The sequence below is a fragment of the Candidatus Sulfidibacterium hydrothermale genome, from assembly GCF_020149915.1.
GTDB classification, from domain to species: Bacteria; Bacteroidota; Bacteroidia; order Bacteroidales; family F082; genus Sulfidibacterium; species Sulfidibacterium hydrothermale.
Genome location: NZ_CP083760.1, coordinates 2,535,340 through 2,555,799 on the forward strand (window position 1 = coordinate 2,535,340; position 20,460 = coordinate 2,555,799).

Below are 20,460 nucleotides of genomic sequence, written 5' to 3' on the forward strand. Positions count from 1 at the left end.
AACGCTTGATATTATCTTCCTAAGGTTAATAACCAGCTTTCGTATAGAAACGATAAAACCATCTCTATAGAGCTAAACCATCATCAGTAAAACTACTGTTATGCAAAAGTCTGTACAAGAAATGTTTTGGACGGTTGTCACTCCTTCATTTTGCGCCCTGCTCGATTTCTTTTTTTCTGAAAATCAGCAATTTGTTTTAACATCGACTCATCTAAAACCCCTAAACGGAAAAAAGCCACACCATCCGCTCCGCCTTTAAAAGCTGCTTTCATGGCTTTGGTCATCTGATGACTTTTCTTCAACGCAGGTAAAAACAGGCCAATAAAAACTTTACTGCTGTCTCCTACCGCCTTTTTATCAACAGAAGAAACCTTTTTCAACCAGGCATATTTTTTTCCGTAATAATTATGATAAGCCATAGGGAAATAATAATTCAAATGCCAGCTGTCCCAGTCCTGCCGCACCATACGCCGCGACATGGAAGGTGTGGGGAATACTGCTGCACTCGTTTTTAATCCTTGTTTTTCAATTTGATTTCTCAACTGAATAACCGTGGAATCCAGTACTTTTAACCGGAAATGAAGCCAGGCAGTATCGTGAAGGGGATCAGAAAGAGACAAAGGATCTCTCCCGTATTTTGCACGAAACATGCTACGCATATAAGGATGATAGCCATAGTCAAATGGCGGCATAATATCTTTTTGTTTTAAATGATATTTCGGTTGTAGTTTTTTAGGCAGAATCACATCTACGTATCGGATATAATCAAAATGGATTCCGCTGATTCCCTTTACAGCCATCAGCTTACTCATTTGCTGTTTTAGATATTGCCGAACAGCAGGCAGCCCCGGACACATAAATTTGTAATAATCCACGTACGCTTTTTGCTCTGCCAGCGATTTTCCCTGCTCGTTCACCGATAGCCATGCAGCTGGGGCCTTTGGATTATTCATCGTAATATACCAGGCATGCACCTGAATACCATAACAAACGGCCAAAAGGGCCACTTTGTGCAACGTAGCCGTATCCGCTTTAAGCAGCAAGCCGGTAATACCCACATCTTTCAATTTCTCCAATTCGCTTTGCCATTTTTGAGTATTCCAATCCCGATGCGCCACCGACCAAACCCAGAATTCAGGAACAACAGCCGGAGGATTTCGACGAACAAACCGTACATACCCCCATTTCTGTGGAATATGCATATTTACAGCTCCCTGGGGCGACCATGTCCAGTTTTTTTCCGGATAAACTTTACCGGTTTGCTGATTTTTTTGTTTTGTATATGTTCCTTTTTCTACAGAAAGTGGCCATTCCACTCTTGAAAAATTAAACCGCCACACGGCTCCGTTTTTCGGTAATCCGCCATGAGTAAAACTCTTCCACGGAATAGCCAGTTCAACAGTCCAGCGGCTATCGGTATCCGCCGGATGATCCACCGTACCATAAACCAAAACAGCCGATTTCAATCCTTTAAAATCCCAGGATAAATCTGCTTTTCCGCCCTGATTGTAAGGCTTGGGCATTCGCAAATCCATCACGGTTCCCAACACATTGATCTCTAACTCATCATAATCCAATCCGTCGCCATCCGGATCCACAAAAACTTCAAAATCATTATCATGGTAAATCGTATCATCATGCCGATGCAACGTACCCCACAAATGCGACTCGGAAAGACACGCTGCGATATAACAATAATTACTATCCCACACCATTTTAAAACGGGTAAACTGACGCTCCGGAGCAGAAACTCCGGAAACAATATCTCCAAAATTCTCTGACCAGGGAGCGTCCAGCCAGGCTTTATCATCCAGTTTTCCATCCACTTTTACCGGTTGAGCGGTATAATAACAGGTGTATTTTCGCGGAACCATTACATTTTGCCCCTGGATATGGGGAATAAAAAGCCAACAGGACAATAAAATAAGGAAGAAACAGTTTTTCATTATTATCAGAAGTTAAGATATAAACAAAAAATATCTTTTCATGCCGGGAAACGACTGACCAGCCAAAGGGAATGCCTATAACATTCCTGAACAAAGGTAAAAAACTTTTTAAAAATTTATAAAAAGTTGTTGACTTTTTATAAATTTTTTATTTATTTTGTGGTGTTTATAATTAACAGAATGCCTCTATTTGAACATGGTGATTTTTTAAGCGAACTGACGCGAGTGGAATTAAAGAAACATTTCCAAAAGAAGCGTATTGTCCGGGCTTTATACTTGCACGGGCCGCTGAGCATTGCGGAAATAACCCACTACATTGAGGTAAGTACGCCTACCATGCAAGGATTACTGGACGAACTAATTGAAGAAAACATTGTAAAATCACCAGGCACAGGATCATCAAAAGGCGGACGCCGTCCTACACTTTACGGACTACGGCGTAAAGCTTTTTACGTTTTATCCATTGACATCGGAACCCATTCTACCCGTTATACGATTTTCGACAGTGCCAATAAAAAAGTGATGCCGGTACAAGAAATTCCGTTGCTTTTGCAAAATGACATGTCATCGGTCAATGCCATTTATGAGGCTGCCACCGAACTGGTAAAAGCATCAAAAATTAATCCGGAACACATTGTTGGCGTGGGCATTGATATGCCAGGGCTGGTAGAAAGGGAAAAAGGAATCAATCACAGCTTATTTAATTTTGACGAACCCATTGCTGATATTTTCAGCCGATTGTTTAAAAAACCCGTCGTTATTGAAAACGACGCACAAGCCAAAGCGCTGGCGGAATTCCGGTTTGGGAAAGCCGTAGGGAAAAAACACGTATTGGTAATTCAAATCGGCTGGGGTGTAGGAATGGGAATGATTTTAAACAGCAAACCGTACTATGGAGCACGGGGATTTTCCGGCGAGTTTGCCCATATACCTATGGTAGACGAAAAAGGGATATTGTGCAGTTGCGGTATGCGCGGTTGTCTCGAAACCGTTAGCTCGGGTGCTGCCTTGCGGCGTTATGCCATCGAAGGAATAGAAGCCGGAGAAATGACTCTTATCCGGGAAATGACGGGGGGGAAATACGAAAAAATCACGCCCCGGCTAATCATCGAAGCAGCCCATTCGGGTGATCAGTTTGCTATTGGCATCCTTTCAAAAGTGGGTTTTGACCTGGGCAAAGGAATTGCTTCGCTGGTACAGATTCTGAATCCTGAAATGATTATTCTGGCAGGGAGACTTGCCGAAGCAGGTTCATATCTTGTGACTTCTGTCAATCAAGGCCTACAACAATATTCTTTTGCCATTATCCGCGAAGACCTGGAAATCACCCTGAGTAAACTGGCAGAAGATGCCAGCCTTCTGGGAAACGTTATTAGTTTGCTTGAAATGGTATTTGAAAATTAAATATGCATATGAAACATAAATAAACATTAGCATCTAAAACAAATATTCGAATCAAAAACAGGTGACTGTCCCCATCTGTTTTTGATCACTTTTTTAGTAGTTCAGGGCAGCCGGTTATCACATTATTATTGACTCATAAGCGGTAATTTTTTCAGGTTACTTTCCCGGCTGCCCTGTTTTTCAAAAAAACATAAAACAATGAACATGGATTTATTTTCACCTGTAGAAAAGTATTTCATTCAAAAACAGGGAATCGAAAAACAAAATAGCCGCATTCCGTATGTACTGGTCGATAATTTTCCGCAACTCGGACTTATTACCGCCCTGCGTTTTCTGGAATGGGTGCATCAAAACCCCGACGGCGTGATCAGTTTGCCTACCGGGAAAACCCCGGAGTATTTTATCCGGTGGACCCAGTACTTGCTTAAAAACTGGAACAACAAAAAAACACAGAAGATCCTGGAAGATTATCATTTGGAATTTTCTTCCAAGCCCAAACTTTCAGGATTACAATTTGTTCAGATTGATGAATTTTACCCCATCAATCCACGGCAAAAAAACAGCTTTTACAATTATGTAAAAGAATATTACATCAAAGGTTTTGGCCTGGACCCCAAAAAAGCCATGCTGATCAATGCCGAAAAAATTCCTTTGGCAAACAACAAATCGTACGAGGAAATTTTCCCTGATTTAAAAGTGGATTTAAGCTTACGTTACCGGGAGGCAAAAACCCAACAGGAACGCTGCCAGAAAGAATCTATCTTTTTAATTGATGAATGGTGCGCCCGGTACGAAGAAAATATCCGGAAAAAAGGCGGAATCGGCTTTTTCCTGGGCGGAATCGGTCCTGATGGTCATATTGCTTTCAACATCAAAGGTTCTGATCATTATTCCACCACCCGGTTGATGGAAACCAACTTTGAAACCCAAGCTGTGGCCGCAGGCGACCTGGGGGGAATTGATGTATCGAAAAACCGCCTGGTCATCACCATCGGATTGCATACCATTACCTACAATCCGGATGCAGTAGCTATTATTTTCGCTGCCGGCGAAGCCAAAGCCGATGTGGTTAAAAATGCATTGGAAAAGCCACCATCCAATCAATATCCGGCATCCGTTTTACAAAAACAAAAATATGCCCGTTTTTATCTGACCAAAGGAGCTGCCGTTAAATTAGAAGACAGCATTAAAGCTTACTACAGCGGCGAATGGAACCAGGAAAAAACCGAAAGAGCCGTTTTGGATCTTCTGAAAAAAATTAACAAATACGGAAACCGGGTTACACTCGACGATTTAAAAAACGATCCTTACTGTAGCCGCATTCCCGATTTAGATGATAAAACCGTCTTGCGTGTCATTGGTAACATTAAAAGCAAGCTGGCCAAAGGCATGCAGCCCGAAGAAGACCAGCGATATTATCACACAGGCCCTCACCACGACGATATTATGCTGGGATTTTTGCCTCACATTGCCCATCAGCTGCGTCAGGCTACCAACACTTTCGATTTCAGCATCATGACATCCGGCTTCACGGCTGTTACCAACAAATTTATTATCCGGGCTTTAGAAGACATCCTCATGTTTCTGGACCAGGATGAAATACAGATGATTCATTATCCTGATTTTTACCAAACCGGCTACAAGCATAAATGGGATAAAGATGTGTATCATTATCTTGGGAAAGTAGCTTCGGGCGAGCCCATCGAACGCAGAAGAGGACTTAGTCACCGGCTGGTAAGGGCCATTGTAGACATCTATTCGGTGAAAAATACGGATGAACTACGAGAACGTATTAAAAAAATCATCCACGTACTGCAACATTCATACGATGGAGAAAAAAATCCGCCGGACATTCAAAAACTCAAAGGAATGTTACGTGAGTTTGAAGAAGAATTGGTTTGGGCCCATTTTGGGGTTCGTGTAGAAAATGTACACCATCTGCGGCTGGGATTTTACACCGGAGACATCTTCACCGAGCAACCGGAACGCTCACGTGATGTGATGCCTATTCTGGAACAGCTCCGCGCCATCAAACCCACGGTAATCAGCCTGGCGCTCGACCCCGAAGGCAGTGGTCCGGACACCCATTACAAAGTTTTACAGGCCATTGCCGAAGCGGTGAGGATGTGGAAAAAAGAAGAAGACCTGAGCCATTTACGTATTATTGGTTATCGTAATGTTTGGTATCGTTTTCATCCGGCAGAAATTAACATGATTGTTCCTGTTTCGCTCAACTCACTGGCCATTCTGGATGAAGCGTTTACCGATTGTTATCTGAGTCAGGTAGAAGCACCTTTCCCCAGTTACATGTTAGACGGAAAGTTCAGTACCCTCACCCAAAAAATATGGATTGAACAAATGAAACATATCCAGTTGCTTTTGGGTAAAGATTTCTTTTACGAAAATCCGTCGCCACGTATTCGGGCAGCACACGGACTTATTTTCTTAAAAGAAATGGACGTAGATACATTCCTGAACCAGGCCAGAGAACTGGAAAAATCAATGGAAGGTTTTTAATAAAAAAGAAATCATTTTTCTAAAGGGTTCACTTTTTATGCAGAAAAACAACACAAAAAACGACCTGCCTGTTATCGGTGTTGATATTGGCGGCACAAAGGTTAGTGCAGGGCTGGTAAAAGACAACCGGCTTGTCAAAAGCCACACCCTTCCTACTCCGGCAGACAAAGGGCCAGATGAGGTTTTACAGACCATTGTAAATACCATAAAACAACTGAACGCTGAAACCTTTGCAGGAATCGGAGCAGGAATTCCCGGATTGGTGGACACCCAAAACGGAAAAGTTTATGATGTACAAAACATCCCCGGACTTTCCGGCATGGCTTTGCGTGATAAATTACAAACAGCCTTTAACTGTCCGGTAGAAATCAATAACGACGCCAATTGCTTTGTGCTCGGCGTGAAAAATCACGACAACGGGCAACCTTTCAAACATTTGGTAGGTCTTACCCTGGGAACAGGACTTGGAGGCGGACTGATTTTAAACGGACAACTATATGAAGGAGTAGGAACCGGTGCCGGAGAATTCGGCTCCCTGCCCTACAAAGACAGCATATTAGAGCATTACTGCAGCGGGCAATTCTTTACCCGGGAATATGGTATTACGGGCAAAGAAGCCCGTGAGAGAGCTGTAAACGGCGATAAAGAAGCGCTGGAAATGTTTCGGAAATTTGGTCACAATCTGGGAGACGCCATCCGCATCATCAGCCACACTTTTGCCCCTGAAGCTGTTGTTTTAGGCGGTTCTGTCAGCACCAGTTTCTGGCTTTTTGAGAAAGGCATGTGGGAAATCTTACACCAGTTTCCTTATGCACATGTAATTGATCATTTACAAATTATGCCGGCTACAGCACCGGATATTGCCATTATCGGCGCAGCATCATTAATTAAAATCAAATAAATACCCATCGACATGACAACAAAGAGAAAATACACTATTGACCCAATCATCATCATCGGATTACTGTTTTTTATTTTTGGGTTTATCACCTGGTTGAATGCCACGCTCATCCCCTATTTGCAAACAGCCTGCGAGCTCACTTCTTTTGAGTCGTACCTGGTAACTTTTGCTTTTTACATCTCCTACTTTGTTATGGCTATTCCTTCATCGGCGGTACTGGAAAAAACCGGGTTTAAAAAAGGAATGTCCTTAGGATTGTTTATTATGGCTTTGGGAGCTTTCATCTTTGTACCGGCAGCATATACCCGTACTTACATCTGGTTCCTTACCGGATTATTTATTCAGGGAACCGGACTGGCCATTTTACAAACAGCAGCCAATCCCTATGTTACCATTCTCGGCCCTATCGAAAGTGCGGCAAAACGGATCAGCATTATGGGAATTGCCAACAAATTTGCCGGCATCCTGAGCCCGGTTATTTTAGGCGCTTTGATCTTAAGCGGTATTGGAAAAATCCAAAAAAGCATTGTCCATCTGGATGCTGCTGCCAAAGCCCAGGCATTGGATAAACTGGCCCATAAAGTTATTTTACCCTATGTGGTGATTGGCATTGTACTGATTATTATGGCTGCTTTGATCCTGCTTTCCACTCTTCCGGAAATCGAAGCCAAAGAAGAACCGGTGAGCGATGATGAACATAAACGTAACAGCCTTTTTCAGTTTCCTTATTTTTGGTATGGTGTGTTGGCCCTTTTCTTTTATGTAGGAGCAGAAGTTCTGTCGGTGGACGGACAAATTAAATATGGGCTGGCTTTAGGTTTCGACATCAAAGTTGCCAAATTCTTCTCATCATTTACACTCATTGCCATGCTGGTAGGATATCTGGTGGGAATTATCAGTATTCCGAAATATATTTCCCAGCAAAAAGCACTAAAATATTTTGCTCTCCTGGGTATCTTTTTCACCATTGTAGCTGTTTTCACAAAAGGATATGTTTCCATCCTCTCCATTGCAGCCCTGGGATTTGCCAACTCGATCATGTGGCCGGCAATCTGGCCTCTTGCCATTGACGGCCTTGGAAAATTTACCAAGCTGGCATCTGCTATTTTGGTTATGGCTATCGCCGGTGGTGCATTAATTCCTTTGTTTTACGGATATCTTTCCGGCTTACCGGCTATAGGTCCCACTCACGCTTATGCTATTTTGGTGGTTTGTTATCTTGTTATCTTTTACTTTGCTACTTACGCCTATAAAATTGGGAAACGGGTAAAATAAAAACCGAAATTTTTTTGAAAGAAAACCGGTTCGTTCTTCTTTAGGTAAAAAAGCAGTTTTTTACCTGTATTTTTCTTTTTTAACACTTAGACAGAAATTTGTTATTTCCTTACAACTAGTTGTAAGTTAATGGGGTTTGTCCTAATTTTATCCTGAAAAATAATCAGAAAATCCTCTTACCTACAAGAAAACAGGCACATGAAAAAATGGATACCCTTTAAAGGCTTGCTTATCCTGCTGGCATTCATCACCCTGCAGACAAAAGCACAAATTCCCCAACCCATGGGAGAACACATGGCAGAAGAACTGCTTTACGGCAGAAGAGAAAAATTACCCAGCCGGTTCGACATTCATGGCAAAGGGATCATTCCACTGCAACACCGCAAACAGACCAAAAGCCTCTCAAAGATTGTTTTTGGTTTCATGCCCGACTGGGAATACACCAACGATGCCAATGCAGACATGCATTACGATCTGCTGACTCATGTAGCCGCGTTTGCATTTGTCACCTCATCATCCGGAAATATCACCAATCCGTCAGCCTGGCCGTGGACCGACGTCATCAATGCCGCCCACACGAAAGGCACTAAAGTTATAATGGCCGTTACCAATTTTGGCGGCAGCGAAAAAGCATCTGCGGTAGCCCACAATCTGGTTACCGATGCCGGAGCCCGCGACAACCTTTTCAGAAACATAAAAAATATCATCACAACCTACCAACTCGACGGTGTAAATATTGATTTTGAAGCCATGAACAGTGATGATCGCGGTACCTTGCTGAATCAGTTCATGAGTGCACTCACACAATATATTCATACAAACCTGCCGGGAAAAGAGGTTTCGTTTGACGGACCAGCAGTAAACTGGGGTGGTTGGGACATGAACGGATTGGCCCAAAGTGTGGATTATATTTTTATTATGGGCTATGATTATTATGGTTCATGGAGTAACACATCCGGGCCAGTAGCCCCTCTTACCAGTAATAATGGCGGGCATTGCATAGAATATGATTTAACACACACGTACAGTTTGCCCCTAAAAAATTATCCACAGAAACTCATCCTTGGCGTTCCGTATTACGGAAAACACTGGGAAACCTCCACCGGTGAAGCTTACGCTGCTGTAACCAGTTATATAAGTACACCCCGCTATCGCGATGCTGCGGTCAGCGCACCAAATTATGGCGGATTTTTATGGGATTATGCTTCCAGTACGCCCTGGTACAAATGGGAGTCGTCCGGAACCTGGAATCAGGTTTGGATTGACAATGATAAAAGTCTGGGTAAAAAATACGACTATGCTTTAAGCCAAAACCTTGGTGGCGTAGGAATATGGGCACTAAACTACGATGGAAGCCGGCAGGAATTGTGGGAACTGATCCGGACCAAATTCGGAGGATCCGTTCTCCCTTCTCCGTCGCGTCCCCAATCACCTGCTGCACTAATCAAAGACAGCACATCGGTTACCCTGCTTTTCAGACCGGGTAATTATTCTGAGAAATACAACATTTATGAAAGTACGGATAATGAAAATTACACAAAAGTAGGAGAAACTACCGACACCCTTTTTAATGTTTCCGGTTTAACCACCGATTCGGTCTATTACTTTAAAATTTCATCGGTCAACGCATCGGGAGAATCTGCCATGACCAAAGTACTGGCTGCCATGCCGGGGAGAAACACCCGTAAATTTCTTATTGTTGACGGAGTGGAACGGCGCAGTTTCGACGCCATAACCCAGTACAAGTATCCTATGACACAGTTAAAATACGACTTCTCCGAGGCTTCTAACGAAGCGGTTGAAGATGGTGTTGTGAATTTGAAAAATTTCAAGTTCATTATTTGGATGTTACTGGATGAAAGCACTGCCGATGACACCTTTAACAAAACAGAACAAGCCCGCGTAGCAGATTTTATTGACAATGATCAGGGGGTTTTTATTGTTTCCGGATCTGAAGTAGGATGGGATTTGGTAGAAAAAGGCGATGCTACCGACAAAGCCTTTTATGAAAAGTACTTTAAAGCCAAATATATTGCCGATAAGCCCGGTGACGGTTATCAGGAATACACTGCCGAAGATAACAACCAGTTTATTTACCATTTTGATGACGGAACACACGGGATCACAAAAATTGGCTATCCGGATTTAATCCAGCCCCTGAACGGTTCAAAAGAATCATTTACCTACCCGGGCATTGCGCCATCTACCGGTGTAGCAGGAGTAAGTTACAAAACCGATAATGGAGGAATAGAATACCTTGCTTTTCCCATTGAAGCAGTATACAATAACAACGAAAGAGAAAAACTGCTCACTTATATTTTAAGCAAATACAACGATTTGCTTCCGGTGGAAGAAAATCCTGTACAAACCCAATTACGGATTTATCCTAACCCGGCACATGACCAGATTATTCTTTCCAATCCGGAACATCTCAATTTAAAGAAAGTGGAAATATTTGACCTTTACGGCCGGAAACAGGAAATCCAAACAGAAAATAACAGAATCAACATTGGTCTCCTTCCTAAAGGATTATACATCATCCGGATTACAGACAAAAAAGGTCATCAAGGAAGCTTCAAGATCATCAAGCAATAAAAAAACACTGATGGCCTTACAAGACACGACGGAAATTATTAATACGCAAGAAATTAATCAACGAAAGGATCATAAGAATTCTTGGGGAAAACCCCGATCGATCAAAAAATCACGCATGGTAAAAACGCCTTTCTTATCCTGAACAAACTCGGCAGCAAGCACGGCGCCCAAAGCAAATCCTTTCCGGTTTTTTGCTTCATGTTTAATGGAAAGCGTATCGGAATCCGAGTCGTAAACTACTTTATGGGTTCCCGGCACTTCCCCCTGCCGCACTGAAATTACCGGTAAAACGTTCTCCGGTACATCCGGACTATTTTGCCATGAATCGAATTCGGGGTGCGAAACCAAAATATCTTCGGCAATCCGGATAGCCGTTCCGCTGGGAGCATCTAACTTATGAACATGATGAATTTCTTCAACCGAAACCCGGTAACCCGTAAGCGAAGTCATCATTCTGGCAAACAAGCGGTTCAGCTGAAAAAAAACATTTACTCCCAAACTAAAATTGGGAGCATAGAACAGGGTTCCGTTAAACTTTTCAGCCATCTTTTTCACTTCCGGAAGTTGTTGGTACCATCCGGTAGTACCGGTTATCACCGGCATCTGTTTCTGAAAACAAAACAAAATATTTTCCACAGCCGACTCCGGGAGAGAAAAATCAATCACTACCACCCCATCAGGAACAGTTGACAACTTATCACGATCGGAGGCATTATCCCATATATCAACAATGGAGTGCCCGCGTTCGCGACACACTTGTTCCACCATTTTTCCCATTCGTCCATATCCAGAAATGATTACCTTCATAAGCCCAATATCAATTTTGCATGCCAAATTTTCCACGATTCATCAGCCTGTATTTTTAACATTTCCAGGCCATTTTTAGTTACAGCGCCTTTTTCCCGGCCTTTTTTCAAGAAAAGTGTTTCGGCAGGATTATAAATCAGATCAAACAAAACATGTTCCGGAGTCAAAAGATCATAAGGAATGTCCGGTTTTTCATCCACATTTGGATACATGCCCAGCGGGGTGGTATTAATAATCAGTTTACACTTTTTCATCACTTCAGGAGTTATCCAGCTATACCCCACCGCTTCAAGCTTATTCGGCTTTCGTGTCACAAAAGTGAAATAAATACCCAACTTACGCAAAACGAAAGCTACCGAATGAGCCGACCCTCCAGAACCTAAAATAAGGGCATGAAGTCCGGTACGTCCCTGGATTAACGGTTTCAACGAACGTTCGAAACCAATCACATCCGTATTAAATCCATGAAGAAATATTTTATCCTTTTTTCGCTTCACTTTCACCACATTCACACTTCCGGTAAGTCCGGCAGCTTTATCCAGTTTATCCATGTACTGAATAACTGCCCTTTTATACGGGATTGTCACATTAAAACCCCGAAGATCAGTATTTTGGCGAACAAAATCATACAAATCGGGCAAAGTATCCCATTCCCATAAACGATATACGGCATCAATACGTTTTTCCTGAAATTTCCGTAAAAAATAATCTCCCGAAAAGGAATGTGTCAATGTTTTACCAATAAGTCCGTACAATTCCATAATCTAACCCTATCCTCCTTTTTACGCCAATTCTTCCTTTGACTCTTTCCCAGCCATCAATTCAATAACGGTAATACTAATTACACCTAACAGCATCACGCCTACTGCAATCCAGAACTGTTTATCCAGATGTTCCGGAAAAACACTCACATAACGGGCTATCACCTTTTCCCCGTGTTTCAATACAAAATCACCCGCTGAATTTTTCAGGTATTCAGCCGTTTTCCAAGGCCACAACACATTCAACGATCCCAGAATAAATCCGGAAAGTGTGGCAATAGTTTCATCTTTATAATGTTTAAAAACCCACGAAAGCACATGAGAGAAAGCCACTAAACCAATCACGGCACCCAAAGCTACCGGAAGCAGAATACCCAAATCGCGGTCATTGATTGCCTGGATGGCCACCAACTGATAATTTCCCATCAGGATCATCACAAACGAACCGGACAACCCGGGCAAAATCATACTACAAATGGCCACAACACCACACAAAAACAAATACCAAAAACTACTGTTCTCTGCTGCCGGATGAATCAACGAAACAAATACAGCAAAGGCTGTTCCGGCCACAAACAACAGGACAACCACAACATTCCACCGCTCGATGGTCTTCGCCACAAAATAAATAGAAGCCAGCACCAGGCCAAAGAAATAAGACCAGATGTAAACCGGATAATCTTTAAAAAGATAATCGAAAACCCGCGCCAGGGTAACGATAGCCAGCGCAATTCCCACAAAAAGAGTAAACAGAAAATAAAAATCGGTTTTCCGGGCAAAGGCTTTCCATTGTCCGGTAAAAAGGAGTTTCAGCGCTTTTCCGTCAAAAGCTTTAATGGCATTAATCAGCCGTTCAAAAATTCCGGTGATCAGGGCAATGGTACCTCCGGACACTCCCGGAATAATATTGGCTACTCCTACTGCAATTCCCTTCAGCAAATAATTCAGATATTCTTTCATTGATATTCTTTTTCCATATAACCGGCAAACATCTTTTTTACAAAAGACACTTACCGCATCAAAAATTTCAAAATTTTCAGTTTTTTCCCGTAAGGGGCATAACGGATAGGAACATCCAGCCAGTTTCCTCTTTTCACTACCGGCTTGGCATTGGAGAAAGTCTGAAAACTGTAAACTCCATGGTACTGCCCCATTCCACTGTTTCCCACGCCACCAAAAGGAAGCCGGTTACTCACAATATGCATCAACGTATCGTTTACCGTCACCCCGCCGGCAGGAATTTCTTTCACTATTTTTTTCCGGAAAGATTTGTTTTGTGAAAATACATACAACGCCAACGGACGGGGCCGGCTATTCACAAACCGGACAATTTCCTCTGTCTCACGAAAAGTCAGCACCGGTAAAACAGGCCCGAAGATCTCCTGCTGCATCACCGGCATATCCGGAGTAACCTCATCAAGTAACGTCGGCTCGAAATATCTTTCATTGACATCAAATGTTCCGCCATAAACTACTTTAGCATCCTGAATCAAAACCGCCAATCGTTCCACATTGGCCGGTGTAATAATACGCGGATAGTCCGGACTTTTTCGGGCATCCGGGCCATAAGCTTTCTGAATGGCTTTTTTCAAGGCATCCAACAGTTTGTCTTTCACCTTTTCGTGTACCAGCAAATAATCGGGAGCGATACAGGTTTGCCCGGCATTTAAAAGTTTTCCCCAAATAATCCGGCGAGCAGTCAATGACAACGGGGCTGTTTCATCCACAATACACGGACTCTTTCCGCCCAGTTCAAGTGTAACAGGAACCATTTGTTTTGCAGCGGCCTGCATCACAATTTTTCCCACCCGCGGACTTCCTGTAAAGAAAATATGGTCGAATTTGAACTTCAGCAGGGTCTGTGAAACATCCACTCCGCCCGTCACAACATGGATATATTCTTTTTCAAAACTCGTGTTAATCAGTTTGGCCATCACTTCAGCTGTGTTTTCAGCAATTTCGGATGGCTTTACTATCGCTGTATTCCCAGCGGATATGGCTCCGATAAGAGGAGCCATCAACAATTGAAACGGATAATTCCAGGGAGCAATAATAAGCACTGTTCCTAACGGTTCGTAGGTTAGTACTGCCTGAGCAGGAAAACTCACAATGGAAGAAGCCACCCTTTTTGGCCGGGTCCATTTACCGATTTTTTTTAAATGGAAACGAAGTTCCTCCAGCACAAAACCAATTTCAGACGCATACGACTCAAAAGGCGATTTGTGTAAATCTTTTTGCAAAGCTTCATACAGCTCGTCTTCATGCATTAAAATCGCCGCACGCAGTTTTTTCAGCGCTTCTTTTCTGAATTCTACTTTCCGGGTTTTTCCGGAAGCAAAAAAATGCTGTTGACGCTCAAATAATGCTTGTAAAGAAGGTTCTTCCATACGGCTTATCTTTAAAACATTGAAAAAATTCCGGCCTCATGAGCGCTGAATCTTCCCAAAGCCTTTATTGTTTCAACTCATCGGGCAAAAAGTGCATAAAAGTATCGCCGCGCAAGCCCAGACGCAGTGTTTCGAGCGGAATAATTTCCGTTGGAGCAATATTCCCCAGGTTCACATTAGCACCGAAATGTTTAATAAACCAAACCTGCTGCGATTTTTGTGGTGCTTCCCACAAGATTTTATCCAGTGGCAAATGATTTGAGATTTCACTAATCAGCTCAAAATTGGCTTTTCCGTGAACATCATAAATTCCTACTGTACCGCTCTCGCGGGCCTCGGCAATCACTTTAAACGAACCGGCTTCCAGTTCACTTTTCATCTGTGAAACCCACTGGGGAATAGGAATTTCAAGTCCGGCAATTTTTGAACCTACTTCTGAAACCACCAAAAAGTCTTTGGAAAGTTTTTCGATGTAAGCACATTTTTCATCATGGTCAATTTCCATAGAACCGTCAGAAACTTCAGCCGCATCAAATCCCAGTTTATCCAAAAACCGGCGATAATCATCAAACTGGTTACGAATTACAAAGGCTTCAAAAAGAGTACCCCCCGGATAAACCCGGATGCCGTTCTTTTTGTATAATGCTATTTTCTTCTTAATTTTCTGATTCACGTAAGAGGTCCCGAAGCCGAGTTTTAACAAGTCGATCAAATCTCCTGCTGTTTCCACCAAATCTTCAGCCTGATGCATACCAATTCCTTTATCCATTACCATGGTTATCCCCTTGGTACGCGGACGGGAAGCTCTTTCCGGAATAAATTGTAAAGCAAACTTCATTTTTAATATTTTATATTATTATGTTAACGATTGGGTTTCTTATATAAATCAAGAATCTCAACAAAGCGAGGTTCATCCAGTAATTCAGGAAGATACCGCAGCAATTCCTCATGCTCGTCGAAATTCAGTTTTACCGCTTCTTCAATATCATAATACGCTTCTTCCACTTTTCCCATCCGGTAAAGATAACCGGCACGCCGGTAACGAATACGGGCATCATCAGGATTATGTTTTAACGCTTGTCCCAACAATTTAACAGCCTCAGAAAATTTCTCCTGCAGTGCCAGCACCAGCGAATAATTCAGCCACGATTCCACATCATGCTCATTATTCTGAACCACATCATCAAAAAGTTTTGCGGCTTCCTCAAGCTGATTATTTCGCAAAAGCAAAAGTGCCAGCTCAAATTTCAGGTCATACTGATTTGGGGCCAGCTCTATGGCTTTCTCATAATATTTTACTGCTGTTTTCTCCATCTTCTGACGGACAAAAACACGCGCCACGCCGCCCCAGGCTTCTGCTAACTTATCATCAATATCCAATGCCCGGTTATAATAAATCAGGGCTTTTTCTATCTCGTTCAGATTTTCCCACGACTCCGCAATGTAACAATAGGTAATGGCATCGGGTTTTTCCAGTTTCAGTGTTTCTTCATACAGCTGAATGGCTTTGTGGTACTGGTGCATATTGGTGTATGCATTGGCCATGTTAAAATAAGCCGACGAAAACTTCTCATCAATGGCCACTGCAAATTCATAAGCCTGAATGGCTCTTTCATACAACTCCAGGTTACTGTAAAAAATACCCAAGTTAAACCAGGCCATTTTGGAATAAGGATGCCGGTCAATAAAATGGCCAAAAAACTCTATGGCTTCTTCTTCACGACCGGTCAGTTCAAAGAAAAAAGCGATTTCCTGGATCAGCTCCTCCGATTCGGGTTGCAGCTCCAAAGCTTTGGTCAAATAACGCAAAGCATTGGGATAATCATTCAGACTTTCGTATTCATAAGCAATGTTAGAATAAACTTCTTCAGGACGCTCAGTGGTTTCCAGCACTTTTTTAAAAGCATCAATAGCTTCCTGATGTTTATCCATCATGCTGTAAATCTCAGCTTTGGCAAAATGCAGCTCTTCGTTTCCTTTTTCCAGTTCATCCAGATCGTTGAGAATTTTCAAAGCCTGATGATATTTGGACTCCTGGGTAAGCAACCGGGCTTCCCTGATTTTCAACGAGCTGCATGTTGGGTGCTGTGCTTTGGCCCGGTCAAGAGCCATCCTGGTCATGCCTGTTTGCTGAATATCCAAATAATAATCGATAATCGCCTCAAACTCTTCCACATCAAAGAAAAGCCCCTCACCTGATTCAAGTGACGTTTCAAAACGATTAATCAAGGCCCCGGTCTCTTCATCGGGCTGCCATTCTAATTCTTCATCCATACCCATTCAATTCTGCTGCAAATTTACGATTAATCCCTTCACAAAATCCTTTTCCAGCCATACAATCTTTTTATCTTTAAGCGAAAATAAACAATCTTTTTACTGGTAAGGCAATATATTTCCTTAATTTTGCTCCATCCCTTTAGAAAAGGGCAAAAGTTAACTTTACAACCCAACATCATCATGACATTAATAAAATCCATTTCTGGCATCCGGGGCACCATTGGCGGAAAACCGGGAGATAACCTGACCCCTTTAGATATTGTTAAATTCACGGCAGCTTATCTGCGTTTTCAACAACAAAAACATCAAAAAACCGCACTGCAAATTGTGGTTGGTCGCGATGCGCGTATTTCGGGAGAAATGGTCGAAGGACTGGTTGTACAAACAGCAGCAGCCATGGGAGTAAATGTTATTCTTGCCGGATTTTCTACCACGCCAACAGTGGAAATGGCTGTTGTTCAAACACAATCGCAAGGAGGAATCATTCTTACAGCAAGCCACAATCCCAAACAATGGAATGCCCTTAAACTGTTGAACGAAAACGGAGAATTTTTAAATGCCGCAGAAGGACAAAAAGTTTTGGAAATTGCCGAACAAAATGATTATGAATTTGCTCCGGTGGAAAAACTGGGTAAAATAAATCGTGACAATACCCTGATTGACAAACATATCGATGCCGTTTTACAGCTAAAATCCGTAAACCGGGATATTATTTCAAAGGCCGGTTTCCGGATTGTTGTTGATGCCGTAAACTCCACCGGGGGAATTGCCATTCCCAGGTTATTAAAAGCATTGGGCGTAAAAGAAGTAATTGAGCTCAACTGTGAGCCCACCGGAGATTTTGCCCATAACCCGGAACCCCTTCCGGAGAACCTGACGGAAATTGCCAAAAAAGTAGTCGAAGAAAAAGCTGATTTGGGCATTGTCGTTGATCCTGATGTGGACCGGCTGGCTTTTATCATGGAAAATGGTCAAATGTTTGGTGAAGAATACACTTTGGTAGCCGTGGCAGATTACATTTTACAACAAACTCCGGGAAATACGGTATCGAACTTATCTTCGACCCGCGCTTTACGCGACATTACCGAAAAAGCCGGAGGAAAATATTATGCTGCTGCCGTAGGCGAAGTAAATGTTGTTGCCAAGATGAAAGAAACCCATGCGGTTATCGGCGGAGAAGGCAACGGCGGAGTAATTTATCCTGCTTTACATTACGGAAGAGATGCGCTGGTAGGAACCGCTCTTTTCCTTACCCATCTTGCCCAAAAGAAAATAAAAATATCCGAACTGCGGAAATTGTATCCCGATTACTTCATTTCGAAAAACAAGATAACCCTTAAACCGGAAATGAATGTAAAGCAGCTTTTCGAAAAACTCAGAAAAATATACACCGGGTTTCCTATTATTGACATCGACGGATTAAAAATTGAATTTCCGGATGGCTGGGTCCATTTACGAACTTCCAACACCGAACCGATTCTTCGTATTTATGCCGAATCGGTTTCACGCGAAAAAGCAGATGCATATGCACAAAAGGTAATGAAAGCCATCACCGAAGAATAGGAAACCGGCTTTTGTTTCCCTGGCAAACCGGGAATCTCATAAACAGTCCGAAATATTTTTTATCTTTATGCGGAAAAATCTTTCTCCGCCATGCGAAAAGTACGCAGCAAAAAGAATGCTTTTAAAACCGTCACGTTCAAACTTTCGGCCAAACAGATGAAATCATTAAAAAATTACTGTAAAGCACGAAAGACAACCCCCATAAAACTGATAAAGAAAAGCATCCGGAATTATACTGAAAATTTTTCAGAAGAGGTTCCTCCAAAATATTATGTTACAGCAAATCAGCTTGATATTTTCGAAGAAAACAATCAGGAACTCGATCTGTTTTAGCAATAATTTTGAAAAGCCAACGCGAAGAGTATTCTAAAAACACACATCAAGCTTTTCAAGTCAACGCCTTACTTCACCATCACTTCAAGGGTACTTTCCTTTTTCCCGCGTGACAGTTTAAATTTCACCCTTCTACCGTTAATCATCTCTTTTTTAGGAGGTTCGTTGTACTGGTGCAGATCGAAAAAATCACCGCCATTCCGCATATCGTAATAAATGATAATATCCGTAATCCGTTTGGTATCTTTTTCATCGCCCCGTTTCATTTCAAACTCCCATTTCTTCATATTATTTTTACTTCCTTCCACAAAAGCAGAGGCTTTACGCGATTTTTCCTTAATCATTTGAAAAGTAAGTCCGAGCGAATTGAGCGCATCTTTCACACTGGGATAATCTTGACTGACCAGTTTTTTGGCTATGGATAAATCGGTCATCGTGCTATCCTGGGCCTGTAATAAAAAACCACTCAGAAGAAAAATAAAAAACAGGATTCCTTTTTTCATGCGTCTATATTTTTATTTCAAAAGTAATCATTTTTATGAAATCAGCAATATGCTGAAAGTCTTCATTTTCCGATATAAAATTCCGGGCACGCTATCGGGCTAATTAAATTTCTCTACAATAAGCTTTCGAAAACCCGGTGTAGCATACGTTTTAAACCGTCCGTCTTTGGCTGACCAGATAAACATGGCATCCAAATCGGGGTGCTTTTCCACAAAAGCACGGGATTTTTTATATCCCATCACCATAAAAGCCGTAGCATAAGCATCGGCAAGGGCTGTATTTTTTGCCAGTACAGACACGCTTAAAAGCGAGTGCTGAACCGGATATCCGGTTTTAGGATCAATGGTATGGGAATAACGAATTCCATTAACCACATAATATTTCCGGTAGCTTCCCGAAGTGGCTACCGAGCGGTTATGTAAAACGATTACTGCTTTCAGGGTTCGGGGCGAAACACTGTCGGCAGACGGTTTTTCAATCCCTACACGCCAATATTTCCCGTCTGGTTTCGTTCCTTTGGCTTTTACTTCTCCGCCAATATCAATCAGATAATTATGAATTCCCAAATGATCAAAAAATTTCCCGATAACGTCATCGGAATACCCCTGTGCAATTCCATTAAAATCAATTTGCATGCGGGGATCTGCTTTCACCACTTTTCCATTGATCAGCTTGATTTTTTGATATCCCACCAAAGGCAAAAGGCTATCCACAATCTTTTTCCCCACCTTTTCACGGCTCTTAAAGCCAAAACCCCAGGCTTCGACCAAAGGGCCCACCGTCATATCAAAAGCGCCGTCGGTGGCTTTACTTACTTCCTGAGAATCTTTAAAATTTCCCACAAAATAGTCATCCAGCACCACCGAGGTATCGTTTCGGTTTACCCGCGAGATGATAGAAGTAGGCACCCACAACGAAACCGAACGGTCAAATGCTTTCAGAATAGAATCAACCTGCCGGTGAAGATTCCGGTGAAGCGAATCGTAATACACCATATTGTAATAAGTGCCCTGTGCTTCGCCCACAAGATGAATGGGCTGAATGGTACGGTCGGGTTTACAGGAAACCATAAACAGAACCGCTATAACTACTGTAACTATTGTGGTGAGAAAAATTCTTTTTTTCATCATTTCGATTTTCCCTATTGTGGTTATTGGTTTTTTAGCTCCACCACAAAATAACTACATTTT

At 42.3% G+C, this 20,460-nt stretch carries 16 protein-coding genes; 7 read left to right on the forward strand and 9 right to left on the reverse strand.

From position 1 onward, the window contains the following. Window positions 1-137: 137 nt before the first annotated feature. Entirely contained in the window at window positions 138-1,874 is a 1,737-nt protein-coding gene (locus LA303_RS10385) for a sugar-binding protein (protein WP_240525312.1), read from the reverse strand. Window positions 1,875-2,126: 252 nt separating this feature from the next. Here LA303_RS10385 and LA303_RS10390 point away from each other — a divergent pair, with 252 nt between their 5' ends. The 5 genes from LA303_RS10390 (at window position 2,127) to LA303_RS10410 (ending at window position 10,638) form a co-directional block, all read left to right on the forward strand. Further along, window positions 2,127-3,350, forward strand: a complete 1,224-nt coding sequence (locus tag LA303_RS10390; protein ID WP_240525313.1) for an ROK family transcriptional regulator — start codon at window positions 2,127-2,129, stop codon at window positions 3,348-3,350. 204 nt (window positions 3,351-3,554) lie between these two features. Beyond that, window positions 3,555-5,867: a glucosamine-6-phosphate isomerase gene (locus tag LA303_RS10395; protein ID WP_394371585.1), complete on the forward strand. Its 2,313-nt coding sequence runs from the start codon at window positions 3,555-3,557 to the stop codon at window positions 5,865-5,867. Window positions 5,868-5,904: 37 nt separating this feature from the next. Next, window positions 5,905-6,768 carry an ROK family protein gene (locus tag LA303_RS10400; RefSeq protein WP_240525317.1) on the forward strand — a complete coding sequence of 288 codons (864 nt, stop codon included), beginning with the start codon at window positions 5,905-5,907 and terminating at the stop codon, window positions 6,766-6,768. 12 nt (window positions 6,769-6,780) lie between these two features. Continuing rightward, the gene (locus LA303_RS10405) at window positions 6,781-8,043 is read left to right on the forward strand and encodes a sugar MFS transporter (RefSeq protein ID WP_240525319.1); all 1,263 of its coding nucleotides are present in this window, start codon (window positions 6,781-6,783) and stop codon (window positions 8,041-8,043) included. Window positions 8,044-8,241: 198 nt separating this feature from the next. After that, the gene (locus LA303_RS10410) at window positions 8,242-10,638 is read left to right on the forward strand and encodes a glycosyl hydrolase family 18 protein (protein ID WP_240525321.1); all 2,397 of its coding nucleotides are present in this window, start codon (window positions 8,242-8,244) and stop codon (window positions 10,636-10,638) included. A gap of 69 nt (window positions 10,639-10,707) precedes the next feature. On the opposite strand, the gene dapB is transcribed toward LA303_RS10410, so the two are convergent. The 6 genes from dapB to LA303_RS10440 form a co-directional block, all read right to left on the reverse strand. Continuing rightward, window positions 10,708-11,445 carry a 4-hydroxy-tetrahydrodipicolinate reductase gene (gene dapB / locus LA303_RS10415; RefSeq protein WP_240525323.1) on the reverse strand — a complete coding sequence of 246 codons (738 nt, stop codon included), beginning with the start codon at window positions 11,443-11,445 and terminating at the stop codon, window positions 10,708-10,710. Next, window positions 11,442-12,206, reverse strand: coding sequence for a shikimate dehydrogenase family protein (locus tag LA303_RS10420; protein WP_240525325.1), 765 nt, complete (start codon window positions 12,204-12,206; stop codon window positions 11,442-11,444). Before LA303_RS10420 ends, dapB begins: the two co-directional genes overlap by 4 nt. A 21-nt stretch (window positions 12,207-12,227) precedes the next feature. Next, on the reverse strand, window positions 12,228-13,166 hold the full coding sequence (locus LA303_RS10425; protein WP_240525328.1) for a DUF368 domain-containing protein: 939 nt from the start codon (window positions 13,164-13,166) through the stop codon (window positions 12,228-12,230). Between the two features lie 50 nt (window positions 13,167-13,216). Continuing rightward, window positions 13,217-14,593 carry an aldehyde dehydrogenase gene (locus LA303_RS10430; protein WP_240525330.1) on the reverse strand — a complete coding sequence of 459 codons (1,377 nt, stop codon included), beginning with the start codon at window positions 14,591-14,593 and terminating at the stop codon, window positions 13,217-13,219. Between the two features lie 64 nt (window positions 14,594-14,657). Next, complete coding sequence (locus LA303_RS10435; protein WP_240525332.1) at window positions 14,658-15,431, reverse strand: phosphosulfolactate synthase; 774 nt, start codon at window positions 15,429-15,431, stop codon at window positions 14,658-14,660. A 23-nt stretch (window positions 15,432-15,454) separates the two neighbouring features. Beyond that, entirely contained in the window at window positions 15,455-16,867 is a 1,413-nt protein-coding gene (locus LA303_RS10440; RefSeq protein WP_240525334.1) for a tetratricopeptide repeat protein, read from the reverse strand. 183 nt (window positions 16,868-17,050) lie between these two features. Between LA303_RS10440 and glmM the strand changes: the two genes are divergently transcribed. Together glmM and LA303_RS10450 are read left to right on the forward strand one after the other, a co-directional pair. Further along, window positions 17,051-18,433: a phosphoglucosamine mutase gene (gene glmM / locus LA303_RS10445; protein ID WP_240525336.1), complete on the forward strand. Its 1,383-nt coding sequence runs from the start codon at window positions 17,051-17,053 to the stop codon at window positions 18,431-18,433. Window positions 18,434-18,523: 90 nt separating this feature from the next. Continuing rightward, on the forward strand, window positions 18,524-18,766 hold the full coding sequence (locus LA303_RS10450; RefSeq protein WP_240525339.1) for a hypothetical protein: 243 nt from the start codon (window positions 18,524-18,526) through the stop codon (window positions 18,764-18,766). Between the two features lie 68 nt (window positions 18,767-18,834). Here LA303_RS10450 and LA303_RS10455 read toward each other — a convergent pair whose 3' ends face one another. Next, complete coding sequence (locus LA303_RS10455) at window positions 18,835-19,269, reverse strand: hypothetical protein (protein WP_240525341.1); 435 nt, start codon at window positions 19,267-19,269, stop codon at window positions 18,835-18,837. Window positions 19,270-19,368: 99 nt separating this feature from the next. Beyond that, window positions 19,369-20,397 carry an FAD:protein FMN transferase gene (locus tag LA303_RS10460; RefSeq protein ID WP_240525343.1) on the reverse strand — a complete coding sequence of 343 codons (1,029 nt, stop codon included), beginning with the start codon at window positions 20,395-20,397 and terminating at the stop codon, window positions 19,369-19,371. Between the last annotated feature and the right edge of the window lie 63 nt (window positions 20,398-20,460).